Annotated in this window: 14 protein-coding genes, 2 rRNA genes and 1 pseudogene; 10 read left to right on the forward strand and 7 right to left on the reverse strand. The window is 67.4% G+C overall.

Annotated features, from left to right (window positions below):
- Positions 1-12: 12 nt before the first annotated feature.
- The 4 genes from EV384_RS02910 to EV384_RS34635 form a co-directional block, all read right to left on the reverse strand.
- Positions 13-3121, reverse strand: a 23S ribosomal RNA gene (locus EV384_RS02910).
- A gap of 373 nt (positions 3122-3494) precedes the next feature.
- Positions 3495-5010: ribosomal RNA gene (locus EV384_RS02915) — 16S ribosomal RNA — on the reverse strand.
- Together the 16S and 23S rRNA genes form the textbook arrangement of a ribosomal RNA operon.
- An 822-nt stretch (positions 5011-5832) precedes the next feature.
- Positions 5833-6096, reverse strand: a complete 264-nt coding sequence (locus EV384_RS02920) for an SCO4848 family membrane protein (RefSeq protein WP_130329880.1) — start codon at positions 6094-6096, stop codon at positions 5833-5835.
- 233 nt (positions 6097-6329) lie between these two features.
- The gene (locus tag EV384_RS34635) at positions 6330-6473 is read right to left on the reverse strand and encodes a hypothetical protein (protein WP_165439860.1); all 144 of its coding nucleotides are present in this window, start codon (positions 6471-6473) and stop codon (positions 6330-6332) included.
- Positions 6474-6756: 283 nt separating this feature from the next.
- Here EV384_RS34635 and EV384_RS02925 point away from each other — a divergent pair, with 283 nt between their 5' ends.
- From EV384_RS02925 to EV384_RS02940, 5 genes are all read left to right on the forward strand, one after another.
- On the forward strand, positions 6757-7200 hold the full coding sequence (locus EV384_RS02925; RefSeq protein ID WP_130329882.1) for a PRC-barrel domain-containing protein: 444 nt from the start codon (positions 6757-6759) through the stop codon (positions 7198-7200).
- 41 nt (positions 7201-7241) lie between these two features.
- Positions 7242-7409 carry a hypothetical protein gene (locus EV384_RS34640; RefSeq protein ID WP_165439861.1) on the forward strand — a complete coding sequence of 56 codons (168 nt, stop codon included), beginning with the start codon at positions 7242-7244 and terminating at the stop codon, positions 7407-7409.
- A 93-nt stretch (positions 7410-7502) separates the two neighbouring features.
- Positions 7503-8561, forward strand: a complete 1059-nt coding sequence (trpS, locus tag EV384_RS02930) for a tryptophan--tRNA ligase (RefSeq protein WP_130329884.1) — start codon at positions 7503-7505, stop codon at positions 8559-8561.
- Between the two features lie 286 nt (positions 8562-8847).
- A complete protein-coding gene (gene argS, locus EV384_RS02935; RefSeq protein ID WP_130329886.1) occupies positions 8848-10566 on the forward strand; it encodes an arginine--tRNA ligase in 1719 nt (572 codons plus the stop codon).
- Between the two features lie 88 nt (positions 10567-10654).
- Positions 10655-13771, forward strand: a complete 3117-nt coding sequence (locus EV384_RS02940) for an FG-GAP repeat domain-containing protein (RefSeq protein WP_130329888.1) — start codon at positions 10655-10657, stop codon at positions 13769-13771.
- 106 nt (positions 13772-13877) lie between these two features.
- Here the strand turns inward: EV384_RS02940 and EV384_RS02945 are convergent, their stop codons facing one another.
- Positions 13878-15347: a M1 family metallopeptidase gene (locus EV384_RS02945; protein ID WP_130329890.1), complete on the reverse strand. Its 1470-nt coding sequence runs from the start codon at positions 15345-15347 to the stop codon at positions 13878-13880.
- A gap of 542 nt (positions 15348-15889) precedes the next feature.
- Here EV384_RS02945 and EV384_RS02950 point away from each other — a divergent pair.
- The 4 genes from EV384_RS02950 (at position 15890) to EV384_RS35720 (ending at position 18303) form a co-directional block, all read left to right on the forward strand.
- Positions 15890-16213, forward strand: a complete 324-nt coding sequence (locus tag EV384_RS02950; protein ID WP_207232222.1) for an ArsR/SmtB family transcription factor — start codon at positions 15890-15892, stop codon at positions 16211-16213.
- A complete protein-coding gene (locus tag EV384_RS02955; protein ID WP_130329892.1) occupies positions 16210-16689 on the forward strand; it encodes an SRPBCC family protein in 480 nt (159 codons plus the stop codon). The genes EV384_RS02950 and EV384_RS02955 overlap by 4 nt, the downstream gene beginning before the upstream one ends.
- Positions 16690-17069: 380 nt before the next feature.
- The gene (locus EV384_RS02960) at positions 17070-17570 is read left to right on the forward strand and encodes a SigE family RNA polymerase sigma factor (protein WP_130329894.1); all 501 of its coding nucleotides are present in this window, start codon (positions 17070-17072) and stop codon (positions 17568-17570) included.
- The gene (locus EV384_RS35720; RefSeq protein ID WP_242623915.1) at positions 17563-18303 is read left to right on the forward strand and encodes an SAM-dependent methyltransferase; all 741 of its coding nucleotides are present in this window, start codon (positions 17563-17565) and stop codon (positions 18301-18303) included. Before EV384_RS02960 ends, EV384_RS35720 begins: the two co-directional genes overlap by 8 nt.
- 161 nt (positions 18304-18464) lie before the next feature.
- On the opposite strand, the pseudogene EV384_RS35725 reads toward EV384_RS35720, so the two are convergent.
- Both EV384_RS35725 and EV384_RS02970 read right to left on the reverse strand, forming a co-directional pair.
- Positions 18465-18669, reverse strand: a pseudogene (locus EV384_RS35725) (NADH-quinone oxidoreductase subunit A); the annotation flags it as partial.
- A gap of 16 nt (positions 18670-18685) precedes the next feature.
- Positions 18686-20020, reverse strand: a complete 1335-nt coding sequence (locus EV384_RS02970; protein ID WP_130329896.1) for a L,D-transpeptidase — start codon at positions 20018-20020, stop codon at positions 18686-18688.
- A 700-nt stretch (positions 20021-20720) separates the two neighbouring features.
- On the opposite strand from EV384_RS02970, the gene EV384_RS02975 reads away from it, so the two are divergent.
- Entirely contained in the window at positions 20721-20975 is a 255-nt protein-coding gene (locus EV384_RS02975; RefSeq protein WP_130329898.1) for a hypothetical protein, read from the forward strand.
- Positions 20976-22207 lie beyond the last annotated feature (1232 nt).

Below are 22207 nucleotides of genomic sequence, written 5' to 3' on the forward strand. Positions count from 1 at the left end.
CGTAGCTTCTTTGTAGTCAAGTCCTCGGCCTATTAGTACCGGTCAACTGAACCCGTTACCGGGCTTACATTTCCGGCCTATCAACCCAGTCGTCTAGCTGGGGGCCTTACCCACCCGAAGGTGGTGGGATACCTCATCTTGAAGCGAGCTTCCCGCTTAGATGCTTTCAGCGGTTATCCCTTCCGAACGTAGCTAACCAGCCGTGCCCCTGGCGGGACAACTGGCACACCAGAGGTTCGTCCGTCCCGGTCCTCTCGTACTAGGGACAGCCCTTCTCAAGTATCCTACGCGCACGGCGGATAGGGACCGAACTGTCTCACGACGTTCTAAACCCAGCTCGCGTACCGCTTTAATGGGCGAACAGCCCAACCCTTGGGACCTGCTACAGCCCCAGGATGCGACGAGCCGACATCGAGGTGCCAAACCATCCCGTCGATATGGACTCTTGGGGAAGATCAGCCTGTTATCCCCGGGGTACCTTTTATCCGTTGAGCGACACCGCTTCCACATGCCAGTGCCGGATCACTAGTCCCGACTTTCGTCCCTGCTCGACCTGTCAGTCTCACAGTCAAGCTCCCTTGTGCACTTGCACTCAACACCTGATTGCCAACCAGGCTGAGGGAACCTTTGGGCGCCTCCGTTACCCTTTAGGAGGCAACCGCCCCAGTTAAACTACCCACCAGACACTGTCCCTGAACCGGATAACGGTCCGAAGTTAGATACCCAAATCAACCAGAGTGGTATTTCAAGATTGCCTCCACCCATACTGGCGTATGAGCTTCACCGGCTCCCACCTATCCTACACAAGCTAATTCGGATACCAATGTCAAGCTATAGTAAAGGTCCCGGGGTCTTTCCGTCCTGCCGCGCGTAACGAGCATCTTTACTCGTAATGCAATTTCGCCGGGCCTGTGGTTGAGACAGTGGGGAAGTCGTTACGCCATTCGTGCAGGTCGGAACTTACCCGACAAGGAATTTCGCTACCTTAGGATGGTTATAGTTACCACCGCCGTTTACTGGCGCTTAAGTTCTCCGCTTCGCCCCGAAGAGCTAACAGGTCCCCTTAACGTTCCAGCACCGGGCAGGCGTCAGTCCATATACATCGAATTACTTCTTCGCATGGACCTGTGTTTTTAGTAAACAGTCGCTTCCCCCTGCTCTCTGCGGCCATACAACGCTCCACCCGCGTGGGGTTTCACGTCTCCGGCCCCCCTTCTCCCTAAGTTACGGGGGCAATTTGCCGAGTTCCTTAACCACAGTTCGCCCGATCGCCTCGGTATTCTCTACCTGACCACCTGTGTCGGTTTGGGGTACGGGCCGCTAAGAACTCGCTAGAGGCTTTTCTCGGCAGCATAGGATCACTGACTTCACCTGAATCGGCTCGGCATCACGTCTCAGCCTTTATGCACCACGGATTTGCCTATGGTGCGGCCTACACGCTTACCCCGGCACAACCACCGGCCGGGATCAGCTACCTTCCTGCGTCACCCCATCGCTTGACTACTACCCGTCAGGTTCCCACGCTCCCCAACATTGACCCGAAGGTCGCCGCCGGTTTGGGTGGTTAGCACAACGAGGTTCGTCAGGGTCGCTCTTTCGCGGGTACGGGAATATCAACCCGTTGTCCATCGACTACGCCTCTCGGCCTCGCCTTAGGTCCCGACTCACCCAGGGCGGATTAGCCTGGCCCTGGAACCCTTGGTCATCCGGCGGAAGGGTTTCTCACCCTTCTTTCGCTACTCATGCCTGCATTCTCACTCGTGCCGCGTCCACAGCTGGGTCACCCCGCTGCTTCACCCCCGGCACGACGCTCCCCTACCCATCCACACACCTGCACAAGGAATCAAGTCCAAGCGAGGTTGAAATGTGAATGCCACAGCTTCGGCGGTGTGCTTGAGCCCCGCTACATTGTCGGCGCGGAACCACTTGACCAGTGAGCTATTACGCACTCTTTAAAGGGTGGCTGCTTCTAAGCCAACCTCCTGGTTGTCTGTGCGACCCCACATCCTTTTCCACTTAGCACACGCTTAGGGGCCTTAGCTGGTGATCTGGGCTGTTTCCCTCTCGACTACGAAGCTTATCCCCCGCAGTCTCACTGCCGCGCTCTCACTTACCGGCATTCGGAGTTTGGCTGATTTCGGTAAGCTTGTGGGCCCCCTAGACCATCCAGTGCTCTACCTCCGGCAAGAAACACGCGACGCTGCACCTAAATGCATTTCGGGGAGAACCAGCTATCACGGAGTTTGATTGGCCTTTCACCCCTAACCACAGGTCATCCCCCAACTTTTCAACGTTGGTGGGTTCGGCCCTCCACGCGGTCTTACCCGCGCTTCAGCCTGCCCATGGCTAGATCACTCCGCTTCGGGTCTAGGACACGCGACTGAATCGCCCTATTCAGACTCGCTTTCGCTACGGCTCCCCCACACGGGTTAACCTCGCCACGTGCCACTAACTCGCAGGCTCATTCTTCAAAAGGCACGCCGTCACCCCGCAAGGCTCCGACGGATTGTAGGCGAACGGTTTCAGGTACTATTTCACTCCCCTCCCGGGGTACTTTTCACCATTCCCTCACGGTACTCGTCCGCTATCGGTCACCAGGAAGTATTTAGGCTTACCAGGTGGTCCTGGCAGATTCACGGCAGATTTCAGGGGTCCGCCGCTACTCGGGAACACTCACAGGAGGCCAGCCACTTTCACCTACCGGACTTTCACCGCCTACGGTCAGCCATTCCAGACTGTTCGGCTAGCAACTGGCTTTGTAACTCCTCCGACAATTGTCAGCTTGTCGAGCAAGGTCCCACAACCCCGACCACGCAACCCCTGACAGGTATCACACGCAGCCGGTTTAGCCTCAATCCGCTTTCGCTCGCCACTACTCACGGAATCACTATTTGTTTTCTCTTCCTACGGGTACTGAGATGTTTCACTTCCCCGCGTTCCCTCCATACACCCTATGTGTTCAGGTGCAGGTGACACCACATGACTGGTGCCGGGTTTCCCCATTCGGACACCCTGGGATCACAGCTTGGTTGACAGCTCCCCCAGGCCTATCGCGGCCTCCCACGTCCTTCATCGGCTCCTGGTGCCAAGGCATTCACCGTTCGCCCTTGACAACTTGACCACAAAGATGCTCGCGTCCACTGTGCAATTCTCAACAAACGACCAACCCACAACCCGATCCGCCCCACACCAAACCCGACAACCGCCGGCGGTATGCGAGGCCAGGCCATGCCTGGCAGCCCGCGAAGCTCACGCTCCGCTCAAAGGCTCCGAAAGAAACAACCACAGGTTGTTCTTTCAGGACCCAACAGGGTGCTTTACATCCTCCCCCAGCCGCACCAGGACTTCGTTCCACACCACCGAAGTGGCCGTACTAGAAGGAACCCGGCCGTTGCCGAGGAAAGACTAACCAGTGTCTCCGCCATTGAGCACCCCGACCCGACATTCGCGGGCCGCGGGCTCCTTGCACCCTTTCGGGTGAAGGTGCTCCTTAGAAAGGAGGTGATCCAGCCGCACCTTCCGGTACGGCTACCTTGTTACGACTTCGTCCCAATCGCCAGCCCCACCTTCGACGGCTCCCTCCCTTACGGGTTGGGCCACCGGCTTCGGGTGTTGCCGACTTTCGTGACGTGACGGGCGGTGTGTACAAGGCCCGGGAACGTATTCACCGCAGCGTTGCTGATCTGCGATTACTAGCGACTCCGACTTCACGGGGTCGAGTTGCAGACCCCGATCCGAACTGAGACCGGCTTTTTGGGATTCGCTCCACCTCGCGGTATCGCAGCCCATTGTACCGGCCATTGTAGCATGCGTGAAGCCCTGGACATAAGGGGCATGATGACTTGACGTCATCCCCACCTTCCTCCGAGTTGACCCCGGCAGTCTTCGATGAGTCCCCGCCATAACGCGCTGGCAACATCGAACGAGGGTTGCGCTCGTTGCGGGACTTAACCCAACATCTCACGACACGAGCTGACGACAGCCATGCACCACCTGTGACCGCCCCCGAAGGACCCGACATCTCTGCCGGTTTTGCGGCCATGTCAAACCCAGGTAAGGTTCTTCGCGTTGCATCGAATTAATCCGCATGCTCCGCCGCTTGTGCGGGCCCCCGTCAATTCCTTTGAGTTTTAGCCTTGCGGCCGTACTCCCCAGGCGGGGCGCTTAATGCGTTAGCTGCGGCACAGGAAACCGGAGAGGTCCCCCACACCTAGCGCCCAACGTTTACAGCGTGGACTACCAGGGTATCTAATCCTGTTCGCTCCCCACGCTTTCGCTCCTCAGCGTCAGTATCGGCCCAGAGACCTGCCTTCGCCATCGGTGTTCCTCCTGATATCTGCGCATTTCACCGCTACACCAGGAATTCCAGTCTCCCCTACCGAACTCTAGCCTGCCCGTATCGACTGCAGGCCCGCGGTTGAGCCGCGGGTTTTCACAGTCGACGCGACAAGCCGCCTACGAGCTCTTTACGCCCAATAATTCCGGACAACGCTCGCACCCTACGTCTTACCGCGGCTGCTGGCACGTAGTTGGCCGGTGCTTCTTCTGCAGGTACCGTCACTCTCGCTTCGTCCCTGCTGAAAGAGGTTTACAACCCGAAGGCCGTCATCCCTCACGCGGCGTCGCTGCATCAGGCTTCCGCCCATTGTGCAATATTCCCCACTGCTGCCTCCCGTAGGAGTCTGGGCCGTGTCTCAGTCCCAGTGTGGCCGGTCGCCCTCTCAGGCCGGCTACCCGTCGTCGCCTTGGTAGGCCATCACCCCACCAACAAGCTGATAGGCCGCGAGCCCATCCCAGGCCGAAAAACTTTCCACCACCAGCCATGCAGCCGGTGGTCCTATTCGGTATTAGCCCCGGTTTCCCGGGGTTATCCCAAAGCCTAGGGCAGGTTGCTCACGTGTTACTCACCCGTTCGCCGCTCGAGTACCCCGAAGGGCCTTTCCGCTCGACTTGCATGTGTTAAGCACGCCGCCAGCGTTCGTCCTGAGCCAGGATCAAACTCTCCAACAAAAACTTGTTGAAACAGTCATCCCGGCAACAAAAAGTGTTGCCAAAGGAATCCAAACCAGCAAACCCCTCCCGAAGAAAGGACTGCCAGTCCGGGGTATAAATCAATTTGGCACTGGCTTATCAAGCACCCTGTTGAGTTCTCAAAGAACAACCACACACCGCCCAGAAACCCCACACCGTGGAGCCCCGACCCGGGGTATTTTCGTTCGCCGCACCCGCCGCTCTCGCGCCGGGCACTTTTACTACGTTACCTTACCGTCTTCCCCGTGTCAACCGGTGTGTCCCGGTGTATCACGCTTCGTACGGGTTGGCGCCGGTAAGCACGCGCGGCAGCGAGCCGCTGCGCTTGATCATCGGATTTGGCAGGACGGCCGCTGCGGTCTCCCGCGAGCTCGCCCGCTTCCCTGCCGGTCGAGAACCTTACCGGGTCGGTTCCGCTCCGCCAAATCCGCCTCACGGCCGATTTGCCGAGCCCCGCCCCGACCGTGTCGTGGAGGAGCTTACCCCTCCCTGACCCGGTGCCAGTCCGGTTCGGCGCTCCAGGTCCTTCGCCCTGTTTGCCCCGTTCCGCGCTGGCAGAGAGAAAGTTACGCGTCTGCGGGTTTGATCGTCAAATCCGCGGGTGTTGTCCCGCGTCACATCATCACCGCGAAGCTATCTTCCCTGCTCAGGGGTGTTGGAGCCGGTCAGTTGCCGATTGGGACGAGGCATTCCCGCCCTCCTTCACCCACCCGGCCAGCTGGGACGGCGCTTTCGGCGGCGTGGACCGAGCCGACACTGTTCATGGAGTAGGCCGTCGAACGGAAGGAGACGGGACGGCGGTCAGGCTGACGGCCGCTGGGCGCGGCGGCGGCCGGCACGCCAGCCCCGGACACCGAGCACGCCGACGGTGGTGCCGATGGCCAGCGACGCGGCGATCAGCAGCGCGTGCACCCAGAGGAAACCCGTGGCCGCGCCCTCGCCGACCGTGCCGGTGGACCAGGAGCGCGGGTCGTTCCAGATGGCGACGGCGAACCTCGGCCAGATCACCCAGGTCCAGACCCCGACCCCGACCAGGAAGAGCGACCAGCCACGCGACAGCATCATGGCTGGCCAGTATGCCAGCGGGGCAGGTCACGGGCCGACGGCGCGGGCCGGACCGGGCGGGCCGGACCGGGCGGGCCGGCGGGGCCCGCCCGGCGTGGACCGGTCAGAAGCAGGTGACGATGCCGCCGATCGCCGGGTTCGCCCGGTCGTGGTAGGGGATCGTGCCGGCGGCGTCCGCCATGAAGACGGTGCCGAGCCGCTCCCCGGTGCCGGCGTTGCGGATCGGGTCCTGATCAAACCGTCGTGTAGCCGAGCCCGCAGAGGGCCTGCGGGGTGTACGGGTTGACCACGGCGGCCTGCGCGGCACCGCCGCCGATCCCCACCCACGCGGCGACCACGGCGACCCCGATTCCGGTCCGTCGAAAGGCGCGGTTCATCTGCACTCCCGGTATGTCGAGGACGTCAGGTGCGGCACCAGAATGGACGGGGCGCGGGCCGGCACCGAATGTGCCGACGCGCCACTCCGCCCCTCCGGGCGATGTGCGGGCTGCCCGGCGCGGGCGGCGTGACCTGCACGGGAGCGCGGGAAATGATCGAATTTCGCCGGCTATGACGTATCTCCCAACGGGGTGTGGGCGGGCGCCAGGAATTGCCGGCGTGTTTCCGCCGGACGTCGGCCGGGCAATTTTCCGGCGTCGTCACGACGTACCGGAGGTGGCCGTGCAGCCCTTCAATCCCTGGACCTGGCGGGACCCCTCGGCGCTGGCCGGCGGGTACGACCAGACGACCCCGTCCGACGTGCCGCGGCAGCGGCCGGCGGGCGCCGACGACGGCCCGGACGCACCCGGTCCCGGCACCCCGGTCGACCTCACCGGCTACCGGGTCGAGGCGACGGACGGCCGGATCGGCTCGATCGACGCGGCGAGCGAGGAGGCCGACGCCCGGTACCTGGTGGTGGAGACCGGGCCGTGGATCTTCGGGCGGGAGGTGCTGCTGCCGATCGGGACCGTGGCCCGCGTCGACCACCTGGAGCGCACGGTGCACGTCGACCGCACCCGGGACCAGGTGCGGAGTTCGCCCGCCTTCGACCCGGACGAGTTCGACCGGCCGGCGTACCGCGAGCGGGTGGGCAGCTACTACGAGGAGAGCTACCGCGAGGGCTGACCGGGCCCACGACCGGATGCTCGGCCGGCTACCGTGGAGCCATGGTCCGGCCGAGCACCAGCGCCCCGGAGACCGTCGACGGTCTCCCGGCGGCTGCCGCTCCGGTTCTCCCGCTCCGCGTCGACGACGGTCGGGAGCAGATCCTCGACGTACTCCGTGCCGGTGGCTTGCGGTTCCGCGCCGGCGGGCGATGGCGGTTCGCGCTCTGACGAGCCGACTCCACTGATCCGGGCGTACCCCGGGTCTCTCCGCGCGCCCGCGCGTCCCTCCACCGTTCTCCTCGGCACGAAAGGCCTACCACCATGTCCGTAGCACGGATGCTCACCGGCGACCGCCCGACCGGGCGGCTGCACCTCGGCCACTACGTCGGCAGCATCGCCAACCGGGTGCAGCTGCACCAGCGGTACGAGAGCTTCTTCATCATCGCCGACCTGCACATGCTCACCACCAGGAACACTCGCGAGGACATCGAGCAGGTCTCCCGCAACGCCCGCGAGATGGTCACCGACATCCTCGCCGCCGGGGTCGACCCAGCCCGGGCCACCTTCTACCTCCAGTCGGCGATCCCGGAGGTCGGCGACCTGAACACCCTCTTCCAGAACCTGGTCACCGTGCCCCGGCTGGAGCGGGTCCCGTCGCTGAAGGAGATGGCCCGGGACGCCGGCAAGGAGGAGATGCCGTACGGGCTGCTCGGTTACCCCGTCCTCCAGGCCGCCGACATCCTCTGCGTGAAGGGGCAGGTCGTCCCGGTGGGGAAGGACAACGCGGCGCACGTCGAGGTGACCCGGGAGATCGCCCGCCGGTTCAACCACCTCTACGGCCCGGTCTTCCCGGTGCCCGAGATGGTCGCCTCCGACACGCCCACCCTGGTCGGCACCGACGGCCAGGGGAAGATGAGCAAGAGCCGGGGGAACGCCATCGCGCTCTCCGACGACCCGGCCACCGTCCGCCGCACGGTCATGGGCATGTACACCGACCCGAACCGGGTCCGCGCCGACGTGCCCGGGACGGTGGAGGGGAACCCGGTCTTCGCGTACCACGACGTCTTCAACCCGGACCGGGCCCGGGTGGCCGAGCTGAAGGCGCGCTACCGGGCCGGTCGGGTCGGTGACGTCGAGGTCAAGGAGGAGCTGGCGGTCGCGCTCAACCGGTTCCTCGACCCGATCCGGGAGCGCCGGGCCAGGTTCGAGGCCGAGCCCGGCCTGGTCGACCAGCTGATCTTCGAGGGCACCGAGCGGACCCGGGAGCAGGTGCGCGGGACCCTGGTCGAGGTCCGCCGGGCGATGGGTCTGACCAGCGCGTACACCCAGGTCCGGCGGCGGGCCGAGCGGTACCGGAAGGCCGCCGCCACGCCGGCCTGACCTTCCGGGTACGCGGACAGCCGGCTCGGGAACGGCCTTGCGTCGGACCCGGGCCGGCCGGTTAGGCTGCTCCCGTGGCCAACTTCCGCACCCTCGCGCCGACGTCCTGCGACGTTTCGGTCGGTGCGGCGCGACGCCGGCGATCCTTCGACCGCCTGCGCTGAGCACACATCCTCTCTGCGACCGGCGGATCGAGCCGCCGGTCCTCGCCGATCGTCCTCGGTCCGCCCGCATCCCCCCGTCCGGAGATCCGCGTGAGGCGGATCCGAGCGAGATCGGCGTACCCATGGATCTGGAGAAGTTGCTGACCGACCGGCTGGCGCCGGCGTTCGCGGCGGTGGCCGGCGTACCGGTGGACCCGGTGGTGCGGCGCTCCCAGCGCGCGGACTTCCAGTCCGACGCGGCGCTGGCGTTGGCCCGGCGGCTCGGCCGGCCGCCGCGGGCGATCGCCACGGAGGTCCTGGAGCGCGCGGAGGTGGGTGACCTCTGCGCGGCGGCGGAGGTCTCCGGGCCCGGCTTCATCAACCTGACCGTCGCCGAGCGGACCCTCGGCGGGCTGATCTCCGCACTCGCCACCGACCCGCGGCTCGGCGTTCCGGCCAGCCCGGCCCCGGAGACGGTGGTGGTCGACTACTCGGCGCCGAACGTGGCGAAGGAGATGCACGTCGGGCACCTGCGGTCGACGGTGATCGGCGACGCGGCGGCGCGGCTGCTGGAGTGGCTCGGCCACCGGGTGGTCCGGGCCAACCACCTCGGCGACTGGGGCACCCCGTTCGGCATGCTGATCGAGCACCTGGTCGACCTGGGCGAGGCCGAGGCGACGCAGGAGCTGTCGATGGGCGACCTGGACTCGTTCTACAAGGCGGCCCGGGCGAAGTTCGACGCCGACGAGGTGTTCCGGGAGCGGTCCCGGCTGCGGGTGGTGGCGTTGCAGGGCGGCGACGAGGGGACGCTGCGGCTCTGGCGGCTCCTCGTCGAGCAGTCCGAACGCTACTTCCTGACCGTCTACGACCTGCTCGACGTGACCCTGACCGGCCGGGACTTCCAGGGCGAGAGCAGCTACAACCACCTGCTCGCCCCGGTGGTGACGGAGCTGGACGGGCTCGGGCTGCTCCGGGAGAGCGACGGCGCCGCCTGCGTCTTCCCGCCCGGATCGGTCGGCCGGGACGGCGAGCCGCTGCCGCTGATCGTCCGCAAGTCCGACGGCGGGTACGGCTACCCGGCCACCGACCTGGCGGCGATCCGGTACCGCACCGGCGAGCTGGGCGCGACCCGGCTGCTGTACGTGGTCGGCCTGCCGCAACGGCGGCACTTCGAGATGGTCTACGCGGTGGCGGAACAGGCCGGCTGGCTGGCCCCGCCGGCGCGGGCGGAGCACGTCGGGTTCGGCTCGATCCTCGGGCCGGACGGGCGGATGCTGCGCAGCCGGGCCGGCGAGTCGGTGAAGCTGGTCGGCCTGCTGGAGGAGGCGGTGGCGCGGGCGACCGCGCTGGCCCGGAGCCGGAACCCGGAGCTGGGCGAGGCGGAGGCCGCCGAGGTGGGCCGGGCCGTCGGCATCGGCGCGATCAAGTACGCCGACCTCTCCAGCGACCGGCACCGCGACTACGTGCTGGACTGGGAGCGGATGCTGTCGCTGGACGGGAACACCGCGCCCTACCTGCAGTACGCGTACTCCCGGATCCGGTCGATCTTCCGGCGGGCCGGCGTGGCGGCCCGGCCGGACGCGGGCGTCTCGCTGGCCGAGCCGGCGGAGCGGGCGCTCGCCTTCGAGCTGGTCGGCTTCGGCGCGGTGGTCGCCCAGGTGGAGCGGAGCCTGGAGTTCCACCACCTGGCGGCCTACCTGCACCGGCTGGCCACCGCGTTCAGCGCGTTCTACGAGCGCTGCCCGGTGCTGCGGGCCGAGGAGCCGGTGCGGGAGAGCCGGCTGGTGCTCTGCGACCTGACCGCCCGGGTGCTGCGGCAGGGCCTGCACCTGCTCGGCATCCGCACGCCCGAGCGCATGTGACGGATCAGCCGTTCGGCGGCATCCGCGTCGTCGGATGCCGCCGTACGCTCCTCTCATCTTGCGCAGCCCGATCCCAGGAGGAACTCTTTTGGGCCGCAGTCTCCCCGCCGGTGCCCTGGGGACCACCCTGTCCCTGGCGCTCGGCGTTCTGATCGCGCCGGCCACGCCGGCGCTCGCCGAAACCTCGACGGCGCCCCGCGAGGTGACCGTCATCCCGCAGGACGCGGCCACCGTACGGGCGCACGAGTCGGTCTACTTCGCCGGTAAGACCGGCTTCCTGCACTCGCACAACCAGGGCAGCGGGTACCTCTGGACCCGCTACGACACCGGCGAGACCGTCGTCGTGACGGAACTCGCGGGTATGGGCTGGACCAACGTCATGCGCGCCGGGGACGACAGCGTCGTCCTCATCAACCAGGTGCCCAACCTGCCGGCGCCCGGCAAGGTGACGGTCTTCAACTTCGCCACCCGGACCTGGCAGCAGTGGGCGATCCCCACCGGCTACCTGTTCATGGGCGCGTACGGACAGTCGATGGTGGTGGCGCCCAACGGCGCCACGGGTCCCGCGCTGCGGCTGGAGCGACGGACCTTCGACACCGACGGCAACCAGACCGGCACGGAGAACCTCACCGGCATCCCCACGGGCGCCGTCTACGCCGGCCGGGCCCTGGCCACCGACGACGGAGTCATGGTGGTGCCGTACAAGACCGACCTCTACCGCAACCTGCTGCTCGACGTCGCCTCCGGATCCCTGGTCGACATCCCGGGGGCCATCGGTTCCAACCTGCCCTGGCGGGTGTCCGGCGACGTGGTGGCCTGGGCGAACCTGACGGGGACCTACCACGTCCACTCCCGCGCCGCACTGCTCGCCGGCACCGCCGGGACGGCCCTGCAGGTTCAGCCGTCGGCCACCCTCCGGGTCGCCGTGGTGGGCGGCAACCTGATCGGCGCCAACGACCAGGGGGCGAACACCAAGAACCTGTACCCGGCCGTGTCGGTCCCGATCGGAGGCGGCGATTCCACCACGCTGCTGCCGCAGACCGACTACGGGCTCACCGCCGTCGTCCAGGGACCCGACGGCACCGCGCTCGTGGTGGGCGGCACCGGCCCGGCGGACTGGTCGGTGCACCGCTACACGGCCGAGCCGGGGAAGGCGCCGACCGACAGGACCGTCCTGGCGGTGAAGGACCCGCAGCACAACGCCGGCCTGACCTACGACCGTGGGCTGATCCGGCACGTGCAGACGCAGGTGAACCCGACGGACGGCACGACCCGGTTCGTGGTGTTCAACCACACCCAGGTGCCCGACGACGGCGTCGGCCCGGCCGGCGCCATGCTGCCGGCCAACACGGCGCCGTGCACCACCGGCGTCGAGTGCCTGCGCCTGGTCGACGGCACCTGGTCCGGGGCCATGTACCTGGTCTCCGGGACCACCGACACCATCCGGTCGTACCAGGCGACGAACACCAGCATCGTCACCATGATCCTGCCCAGCACCGGCGGGCGGATCGTCGACGCGGGCGACCTCTACTCGATCGTCGCCGACGCCGCCGCCGGCAAGCAGTACGTGGTGCTCACCGGGGGCACCCAGATCGTCCGGACCGGGCCGGTCACCGGCGCGGCCCTCTGGTACGACACCCTCTGGACGGCCGGTGGCCCCGGTTCGCTCCAGTCGGAACGGCTGACCAACCCCGGGACCGTCGTCAACGTGTCCACCGGCGCCGACTGCAAGGCGACCGAGGTCCAGGCCAGCGCCCGCTGGATCTACTGGGCCTGCGGCACGGACGGCCCGGCCGGCGTCTACGACCGGACCCTCAAGCGCAACCTGCGGGTGCCGAGCGGGCCGGCGACGCTGGGCGACGGCTTCCTGGTCCGGCACGACACCGGCACCGGCAGCCTGCGCCTGTCCGACTTCCACGACGGCACGCTGCACGACCCGGTCAAGCTGGCCGACCTGCCGGCGGGCACCCCGGCGGACAGCCGCGGGATCAGCTGGGCCGTGGACAAGCACGGCAGCGGCGTCGCCTACGTCGACGCCGACAACGCGGTGCACGTCCTGGACAGCGGAGTGCCGTCCACCGCGGCCGGGGTGGCGACCGCCGGGGGCAACGACTGGTCGTACCCGCGGGCGACCGACTCGATGCGGTACTGGTCCCAGACCATCCAGCCGACCCGCCCGTTGTGGTCGTGGGAGGTGACGATCACCCGGAAGACCAGCGGTGAGGTGGTCTCCCGCAGCTCGGGCGGGCCGTCCCGCACCGACCTGCACGCCGTCTGGGACGGTCGACTCGCCTCGGGGCAGCCCGCGGTGAACGGCACCTACCTGTGGAAGCTCACCGGCACGACGACCGAGGGTGAGCCGTCCGCCACGGTCGGCACGGGCACGCTCCGGGTCGCCTGCGGCACGTTCTCCTTCCGCAGCGTGAGCTGCTACGGCGGTCCGAACCTGCTCGCGGTCAAGTCCAACAACGAGGGCCACTGGTACGGCGAGCCGTACGGCGCCGAGCCCGCCGGGCGGCTCGTCGACAACGGGTACACCGAATCCTGGTGCCTGAGCTGCGTGGACGGCACCAAGGCCTCGGCGATCGTGCCGTTCGGCGACCTCAACGGCGACGGCATGCCGGACCTGCTGGTGCGGGACGGAGTCGGCTACCTGCGGGCGTACCTCGGCATCGGCCAGCCCCACTACAGCTCGCAGACCGCCAAGTCGATCGTCCTGGGCAAGGGCTGGCTGACGTACCGGTTGCTGCTCGCCCCCGGTGACCTGAACCGGGACGGCCGCGACGACCTGGTCGGCGTGGACACCACGGGCAAGCTGTGGCTCTACACCTCGACCGGCACGGGCGGTTTCACCGCCCGGGTACAGATCGGCTCCGGCTGGGGCATCTACCCGAAGGTCATCGGAGTCGGCGACCTCAACGGCGACGGCAACGGCGAGCTGCTCGCGGTCGACAGCACGGGCGGCCTCTACCGGTACTTCGGCGACGGCAAGGGGCACCTGACCGCCCGAGTCAAGATCGGCACCGGGTGGAACATCTACAACACCCTCGTGCCCATCGGCGACCTCAACCAGGACAACCGCAACGACCTCATCGGACGGGACGCCAACGGCGTCCTCTGGCTCTACGCCGGTCGCGGTGACGGCACCTTCGCCGCCCGGGTGCAGAAGGCCACCGGCTTCAACGCCTACAAGGCCATCTTCTGACCGCTGCGCCGCCCCGGCCGCCCCTGGACGCTCCGGCGTCCGGGGGCGGCCGACGTTCGGGACCGTACGGCGGCGCCGGCACGGTGCCGGCGCCGCCGCGGTCGGCTCAGGTCGCGGTGGACTTCGGGGTGGTCTTCGAGTCGAGCCAGGTGTTGATCAGCTTGGTGAAGTCCCGGCCGGTCTGCTTGTTCACGAAGGCGATGAACGAGGCGCGGTCCTGCTGGGTGTTCTTCTGCTCCTGCACCCAGGCGGTGGCGAGCGCGAAGAACTTCTTGTCGCCCAGATGGTTGTGCAGCTCCCGGAGCATCGCCTCCGGGCAGAGGTAGACGTTCCCCTCGGCGAAGTTCTTCGGGTTCGGCTTGCCGGGCGGGCCGAGCTTCGCCCGCAGCTTGGCGTCGGCCTGGCGCACGTACCGGTCCAGGCTGGCCTCGCTGAGGTTGAGGACGTCCTGGGTGTAGAGGTCCTGGGCGTAGGTGGCGAAGCCCTCGTTGAGCCACAGGTCGGTCCAGGTGGTCGGCGTGACGGAGTCCCCGAACCACTGGTGGGCGTACTCGTGGAGCAGGTCGGTGCCCCAGCGGTCCCGCCGGGCCTTGGTGTTCTCGATCTTCCGACCCATGGTGATCATCTGCTGGGTCTCCATGCCGGACTCCGAATCCACCACCACGACTCCGCCGGTCGGGAACGGGTACGGCCCGAACCGCTTCTCCAGCCAGGCGATGTACTGCGGGGACTTCTTCAGGTACGGCAGCAGCTTGTCGTCGGTGCCCTTCCGGTACCAGTAGGTCAGCGGGATGCCCCGCGGCCCCTTCGCGGTCAGCTTCTGATACTTCCCGACCGCCAGCGTGGTGAGGTAGCTGGCCACCGGGTCGGTGCTGCGGTAGGTGAAGGTGGTGCCGGACTGCGCGGCGGGGGTGCCGCTGGCGATCGCGGACCAACCCGGCGGCACCGTGACCTCGATGTCGTAGAGCGCCTCGTCGGACGGCATGTCGTTCGCCGGGTACCAGGTGAACGCCCCGAACGGCTCCTGCATCGTCCAGAGGCCGCCCTCCTTGGTGACGGTCAGCCCCAGGGCCTCGACGTCCTTCCGGTGCGACGGCATCGGGGTGGTCTTCGGGCTGCCGTGGTACTTCACCACCAGGGTGACCGGCTTGTCGGCGGTGACCGGGGCGGCGACGGTCAGCTTTTCCTTCGCCACCGTGCCGGTGACCGACGTGCCGTCCAGCGTCACCCCGTCCACCTGGTACGGCATGAAGTCGAGGACCAGGCTGGGCGCGTCCTTGGTGGGTCGGATCCGCAGGGTGGCGGTGCCGGTGAGGGTCTTCGTCGGCGGTGCCCACTCGAGGGCCAGGCCGTAGTGCAGCACGTCCAGCGCTGCGGTGCCCCGGGCCGGGTAGAGCGGGTCGGCCACCGGGGTCGAGTTACCGGCCCGCCAGGCGGTGTAGTCGACCGCCGGCACGGTCGGGCTCGGGCTGGCCGAGGGGGACGAGGGGGCACCCGCCGGGCCCGCCGGGTCGGACGTGCAGCCGGCGACGAGCAGCGGCGGCAGGAGCAGGGTCAGGAGTACTGGGTGACGCATCAGCGCACCGTACGGGAGAGTGCCTCTCCCGTGGGGGCGGCGTGCCGCCGCCAGCGCCCGGTTGCAATTCTCAAAGCGCGGAAACAATCGAAACAAATTGCGGACGCCCGTCGCTGGCTCCGTCCGGAAAATTCCGCCTCGAAGTGTCCAAGGCCGCTCCTGACAACGCCAGCGGGGACTGGCAGTACCAGGTGGTGGAGGTGGCGACCGGCGCCGTCGTCCTGCCGCCTCCTCGGCCCGCCATGATCGGTGGCGTCGGTGTACTTGCGGCTTGGGACCAGAACACGCCCGACACGGTATGGGTCACCGAGCCGAAGCTAACCCGTTGGCGTGTCGACCCCGAGGGCACCGGAAGGTGGCTCAGCGAGCCCCTCGTCCGGCGAGGAGCTACCGGCGGTGGTCGCTGCCTCGCTCGCCAGCCTTCTGGATGGCTCGTAAGCGGACCCGAGGGTTCTCCCAGTACCAGCGCTCACGCTTGTGGCGAGCAAACGGCGGTTTGAAGGCCTTGACTTGACGCATCCGTAAGTTGTAGCTTTCCGTTCGTGGCTACTTACCAAGCCGGTGATGGCTGGGACGCTTTGGGGGATCCGAGCAGGCGCGCGATCGTCGCGTGCTTGGCCGAGCGCCCGCGGGCTGTCGGCGAGCTTGCCGATGAGTTGCCGATCAGCCGGCCAGCGGTGTCGCAGCACTTGAAGGTGCTGAAGGCCGCTGGGCTGGTCACCGACACGGCTGCCGGGACCCGTCGGGTCTACCGGCTGAACCCTGCGGGGGTGGCTGCGTTGCGGGACCAGCTTGAGATGTTCTGGAATCGAGCGCTGGTCGGCTACCAGGACGTCGTGGAACAACCGACCGAGGAGAGCTCATGACTCAGACAGCCGTGGTGGTGCGTCGGCAGATCGTGGTCGAGGCGCCGATCGAGCGGGCCTTCACCGTGTTCACGCAGCGGTTCGGTGATTTCAAGCCGCCGGAGCACAACCTGCTCGGTGTGGCGATCGCCGAGACCGTATTTGAGCCGAAGGTCGGCGGTCACATCTACGACCGGGGTGTCGACGGCAGCGAGTGCCGCTGGGCGCGCGTCCTGGCCTACGACCCGCCGGACCGGGTCGTGTTCAGTTGGGACATCAGCCCGCGGTGGCAGGTCGAGACCGACCCGGACAACACCAGCGAGGTCGAGGTCCGGTTCGTCGCCGAGACCCCGCGGCGGACCCGGGTGGAGCTGGAGCACCGCCATCTCGACCGGCACGGTCCCGGCTGGGAGGCCGTCAGTGACGGCGTCGCCCACGACGAGGGTTGGCCGCTGTACCTGGACCGGTTCGCCGCACTGTTCACCGAGGGCAGTTGAATCGCTCCGATCACACCCGACCCGCTTCCACGAGTGGCAGCAGGGCGTCATCGACGGTCACATGGACCAGCCGGGCACCCGGCTGTGGGGCGCGGCGCGTTGCTGATGCGTGCTGCTCCGGGGAAGCCGTGAGGCCCCCCGCGGCCAGCGCGGTCGCGAGCACTCCGGCTGTCAGGGCGCGTCGTTGCCGTCGTCGCACATCGTCCTCTCCGCCACGGGTCTCTCCCGGACGGCACGATGACGCCTGGCCCGGTAGACGGATTGATCTTCCGGGGTGTGACAGCGGCCACAATCCTGAGCCGTGCCGGTGCAACCGAGTGCTCCTGCCATGTTGCATTTCGCGGTGACCGCGGGACGAGGCTTCGGGGGGCACAGGTCAGATGCGTGACGCCGAGGAGTTCGACGCCTTCTATGCGGCCTGTGCGGGACGGGTCGTGGGTCACGTCTTTGCGCTGACCGGTAACCGCGGCGAGGCGGAGGACGCCGTCGCCGAGGCGTTCATGCGGGCCTGGCAGCGCTGGCGGACTGTACGGGAGGCGGACAGCCCGGAGGCGTGGGTCCGCCGGGTCGCCTCCCGGATCGCGGTCAGCAGCTGGCGCAAGACGATCAACCGGATGCGCGCACACCACCGGGCCGCCGTCGACCAGAGCGTGCCCGGACTCAGCGAGGACCACGTCGCCCTGCTGCAGGCGCTGCAGCGGCTGAGCGCCAACCAGCGCCGCGCCGTCGTGCTGCACCACCTGAACGATCTCAGCGTCGCCGAGGTGGCAGCCGAGATGCAGGCGCCCATCGGGACCGTCAAGGCGTACCTCGCCCGCGGTCGAAGAGCGATGGCCGGAATGCTGACCGAGGCGCACCAGGAGGGGGCCTCCCATGGCTGATCCGCACGACGACCTCACGGCCATCGCCGACAGGGTCCGGCACGTCACGACGCTGCCCGCAGCGCAGACATTGCGCCGCCGCAGCGACCAGCGCCGGCGGCGCCGGGCGACCGTCACCGGCGCGGCGCTGGCCGTGCTGGTCGTGACCGCCGGCACCACCCTGCTACAGGCGCGGGACCACGTCGAGACGCCGGACCGGAGTGTTGGCCCAGCCGGTCGGGTGCCGCCGTCGGTCGTCCCGTCCGTGACCGCGTCGGCGGGACCGCAGGAGATCCTCGGCGGCCGGCGGCAGGTCCTGATCGTGGTGCCCGGCATGGGCGGGGCCGCGTTGGCGATCGGCCGTGACAACGACCGGGTGCGGGCCACCACCGAGCGGGGCATCGACGACCGGGCGCTGTGGGTCCTACAGCCCAAGGGGGACAGATTCCGGATCATGCTGGCCACGCCGCGCGGCGCAAGCCAGGTCTGCATGACCGTCGTGCACGACGCCGCCCCGGGCAGCGTCCGCGGCCGGGAGTGCGACCCGGCCGCGCCGACGCAGCTCTACCGGATCGAGCAGGTCGCCGACGGGAGCTACTCGATCTTCCAGGGGAAGCGTTACGTCCAGGTGGTCGACGGCACCAACGCCCTGGTCCCCGACCTGCCCGAGGGCCTGACTACCACGTACGAGTTCGAGGACCGCGGTCCCGCCGCCGCCGAGCGGTTGGGCGGGGGGAGCAGCCCCACTCGCTGAGCAGAGGAGCCGGGGCCCTCGGCATCGTCCGGGGTGGAGCCGTTCTCGACCGGACCTCGGGGCACCGGCCCCGGGGCCGTCAGTTTCCCCTCGGACCAGGCCGGCCCCAGGGGCGCTCGCCGGGCCTCGTGAACCGCGCACCCGGCCAAGCCCTTCATGCCTCTCGATCTACCCTGCCACCAGGCCCACAGCACCACCACAAAGACTCCGCCGAGAAACACGAACATCTCAAGCGATCGCCGTGGCCCCGAGCTCAGCCACGACCACCGCCCACGAGTACATGAACAGCATTTCCACGTCGAAGGCGAGGAACAGCAAGGTCGCTCCATACCACCGGACGTGGTACCTCGACAGAGCGTGCTCCTGCGCGCCGCTCGGCGGCTCAGGCGGTCGGGTCGGTGCTGGGCGTGACGTCCGAATCCGGCGTCGAGTGCGTGGCGGGCGCGGCGGGCGGCTCGTACGGCAGAGCGCTGCCCTTGACATACGCGTCCCAGCTCATGTCCCAGTCGGTCCAGCCGTTGCCGTTCTGGAGCTTGCGCTCCGTGCCCTTGACGGTGATCGGGTCGCCGATGCGGGTGTTGCTGAACAGCCACGCGCCGTTGGCCATCGAGACGTTCACGCAGCCGTGCGAGACGTTGACCCTGCCCTGCTGTCCCTCGGACCAGAGGGCGGCGTGAATGAACTCCCCGCCCCAGGTGAGCCGCTGGGCGTAGTCGATCTTCGTGCGGTACCCCTCCTCCGGACCGAGCTCCTCCATGGTGTCGAAGACCGTCTTGCGAAGCTTCTGGATCACCACCATGGTGCCGCTCGACGAGGGGGTGCTCTTCTTGCCGAGGCTGACCGGGATGGTCTTGACCACCGCGCCGTTCTTGGTGACCGTCATCCGCTTGGTTTTGTTGTCGACCGTCATGATCAACGACGGGCCGACCTTGATGTCGACGGCGAGGTCGGCGCGGCCGTACCAGCCGTCGCCCATCGGCAGGCCACCGGCCTGGACACGGTACGAGACCTTGCTGTTGGCCTTCCAGAACTGCTTCGGCCGGAAGCGGATCTCGGTGGGGCTGACCCAGTGCCAGATGCCCTCCTGGGCGGGCACCGAGGTCACCGTCATCCGCCGCTGGACGTCGTCGCGGTAGCCCTCCGGTACGGCCCGGCTGAACTTGACGATCAGTGGCATGCCGACGCCGACCACCTGGCCGTCGCCGAGGAAGCTGCTCACCCGCACCTGCTTGCCGGGCTTGGCCATGGTGGTGAACGTGCTGGTCACCGTGGCTGGAAGGCCGTCGTCACCGGTCGCGGTCACGCTGGCCGTGTACGTCTCGCCGTACTTTAGGACCCCCACCGGCAGCCAGCTCTTGCCGTTCGCGGCGAGCTTGCCCTCGACGGCCTTGCCAGCCGAGTCCTTCAGCTCGACGGCAGTCTCGACGGCGTCCTTGGCGGTGAAGGTGATGCCGGTAGAGGCCGGCACGTTCTTCGCGTCGGCCGCTGGCTCGCTGATGGTCGCGGCCGCCTTCGGGGCCGGGTTTTCCCCGCCGCCCTGCCACGACGACGGCTTGTCCTCGGCGCCCTGCCACGACGACGGCTTGTCCTTGTCGCCGCTGGTGCAGGCGGAGGTCAATGCCAGCGCGACGGCGAGCACCCCGGCCGCGAAGACGCGGCTTCGCCCACCGGGCCGGTCGCCGCCACGCCGGATCAGCTGGTACTGGCTAGCTCGCATGATGTCCTCACAGCCGTGGTCCCCGCACACCCATCGTCTTTCAAAGACGCACCAGGGCTGACACCGGTTGCGGGGGTGAGGCGAGACACGCCCGAGTTGCATTCGAACGGTGGTCGGGCGCAGCACTCCGAGGTATGTGAGCCGCGCTGGTCGCGGTAGCACTTCACGCTGCCACGGTCGCTGTCCGGCTGCGGGTAACCCGGCGCCCTGACGACCAAGATCAATCCGACGTAGCCCGTGACTGGCGACAAGCAGCGCCCAGAGGCGCCTAGGCCGTACTCGCATGGACCGATGCGGAAGAGCCAGGACATAGGGCACGCTCGTCGTACGAGCACCACTCGAGCGCCGTCGCGTCCATAGAGGACGAAGAGTAAGAGGCGTCTGACCTCCGTTTCGGCAAGTCAGACGCCTCTTGATCTTGTGCGCCCGAAGGGACCCGAACCCCTAACCTTCTGATCCGTACGATTTCCTTGACCGGGTTCTTTTGCCCGCGCAACGGCTCTCGACATCTCACACCGCTACCCCATCGCCCGTCGTCCTCTTGCGGACTAGATGCGGACCGACATGACCCTGGTTGTAGTCACCAGTGGTCGTCAAGGTCAGCGCGTCGGCTGGCATCGCCACCGGAGCAGACATTGCTTCTTGCGTCGCTCGTTGGCGGCCGACAGTATGAGCCGACCACGAGTGAGGAGACCTCGGCATGCAGGTAGATCCGCCGGAAAACCGAGGCCTGGCAGCCCTCATGGTCACTTCCGGCGTCGGCGGGCTGATACTGCTGCTTGCCGGCAATGGCGGGCGCTCATTAGTCCTTGCCTTGGTGGCCTTCGCCTGCTTCATCGTCTGCGTTGCCCTGCTTGGCTTGGGTTCGGTGTTGCAGGAGCACCAGCGATGGCGCGTGGACCTCAAGCGGCAGCGGCTAAGCGAGCAGGCTGAGGGCGACAACGCGAAGCAGTAGGTCACAGTCCAGGGCCGATCGCACCGAGAAGGGGCGTGCAGCGCATGACGCACTCCTATTCGCCCGCCTGGCCTGGATCCTTTCCTGCCTCGTCCAGCCAAGGGACCTTCCGAACAGGAGCACGTGATCTGACCCAGGCTCGGGATTGAGCTTGCGCAGGTCGTCGGCGGCCTCGCCGAGCATTGACGCCAGGTAGACGCTCAGCGCTACTTGATCGTTCACGTACTCCGCAGAGAGTCTCAGCCGAGCCTCCCCGCACGGCCAGGGCTGCGTGCAGACGCGACACAGCCATATGGGCGGATGGGTAGATGCTCACGCATGCCTGCCGCCGTTCGCGCGATACGCCTGCCCTCTCGTGAGCAGGTTTCCGATCCAGAGGATTTCGGTCTGCTGGTACCAGTGGGGCGGGTCGGCCCGCATGGGCGGCTCGACCCGGTGAGGCTCGACCGGCTAGATCAAGCGTCGCGTCAGCTCCCCGCCTCGCGCAGCTCGGCCCTTACCGGGGCGTCCAACGACACGACCAGATGGCGCGCTGCCTGAGGGTGGGTGCGCCTGTCCACCCAGAGACCGAGCGCGGTGCACCCATGCAGCGGAACACCGCGACACGTGGCGCCCGTCAGGGGCTTCGAACGTAGGAGCACCATCGGAGCACCACGTTCCAAGATCCGGGAAGACTCGTCCCGAACAGCAGAACGAATCAAGGCCGTGACCCTGCACTTCTGCTGGTCACGGCCTTGATCGTGAAGTGCGCCCGAAGGGACTCGAACCCCTAACCTTCTGATCCGTAGTCGGGAGGAGAGGGTGCTCGCGACCTGCAGTTATGCAGGTTTGTCCAGATTCGGTATGTAGCAGTGTCGACGGAACGTGACGCTTGAGCGCGTTTCCTGCCCGCAGCGCGCGCCCATGGGCGCGCGGCCTGATGTGGATGTATCGATCTGCGGAGGCATCGTCTGGACTGCCGCTGGTCGAGCATTGGTGGGGGCCACGACTCGCTCTGCCGTCTCGCGCAGACACTTGCCGCACGAACACGTAGGTCACCTCCGGGCTGCCGTCTCCACCAGGAGGCCCCGCACGCAGCCGCACTGTTAATCGCGGATCAATCCTGTGGTCCCGGTCGGTCGCCCGCTTCTTGATCTGCTGGCGAGCTACCTGCCGCTCGGCGCGCCTGACTCATCAGGTCTCGGATCACCGCCGACGGGTTGAGGCTGCGGCGCTGGGCCTCCTCGAAAAGC

The sequence above is a fragment of the Micromonospora kangleipakensis genome (genome assembly GCF_004217615.1).
GTDB classification, from domain to species: Bacteria; Actinomycetota; Actinomycetes; order Mycobacteriales; family Micromonosporaceae; genus Micromonospora; species Micromonospora kangleipakensis.

Coding starts and splice junctions, on each gene's coding strand:
- EV384_RS34635 (WP_165439860.1), bottom strand. CDS start 6,473: ATGAACCGCGCCTTTCGACGGACCGGAATCGGGGTCGCCGTGGTCGCC.
- argS (WP_130329886.1), top strand. CDS start 8,848: ATGGATCTGGAGAAGTTGCTGACCGACCGGCTGGCGCCGGCGTTCGCG.
- EV384_RS02945 (WP_130329890.1), bottom strand. CDS start 15,347: ATGCGTCACCCAGTACTCCTGACCCTGCTCCTGCCGCCGCTGCTCGTC.
- EV384_RS02955 (WP_130329892.1), top strand. CDS start 16,210: ATGACTCAGACAGCCGTGGTGGTGCGTCGGCAGATCGTGGTCGAGGCG.
- EV384_RS02975 (WP_130329898.1), top strand. CDS start 20,721: ATGCAGGTAGATCCGCCGGAAAACCGAGGCCTGGCAGCCCTCATGGTC.
- EV384_RS02920 (WP_130329880.1), bottom strand. CDS start 6,096: ATGATGCTGTCGCGTGGCTGGTCGCTCTTCCTGGTCGGGGTCGGGGTC.
- EV384_RS02970 (WP_130329896.1), bottom strand. CDS start 20,020: ATGCGAGCTAGCCAGTACCAGCTGATCCGGCGTGGCGGCGACCGGCCC.
- EV384_RS34640 (WP_165439861.1), top strand. CDS start 7,242: ATGGTCCGGCCGAGCACCAGCGCCCCGGAGACCGTCGACGGTCTCCCG.
- EV384_RS02960 (WP_130329894.1), top strand. CDS start 17,070: ATGCGTGACGCCGAGGAGTTCGACGCCTTCTATGCGGCCTGTGCGGGA.
- EV384_RS35720 (WP_242623915.1), top strand. CDS start 17,563: ATGGCTGATCCGCACGACGACCTCACGGCCATCGCCGACAGGGTCCGG.
- trpS (WP_130329884.1), top strand. CDS start 7,503: ATGTCCGTAGCACGGATGCTCACCGGCGACCGCCCGACCGGGCGGCTG.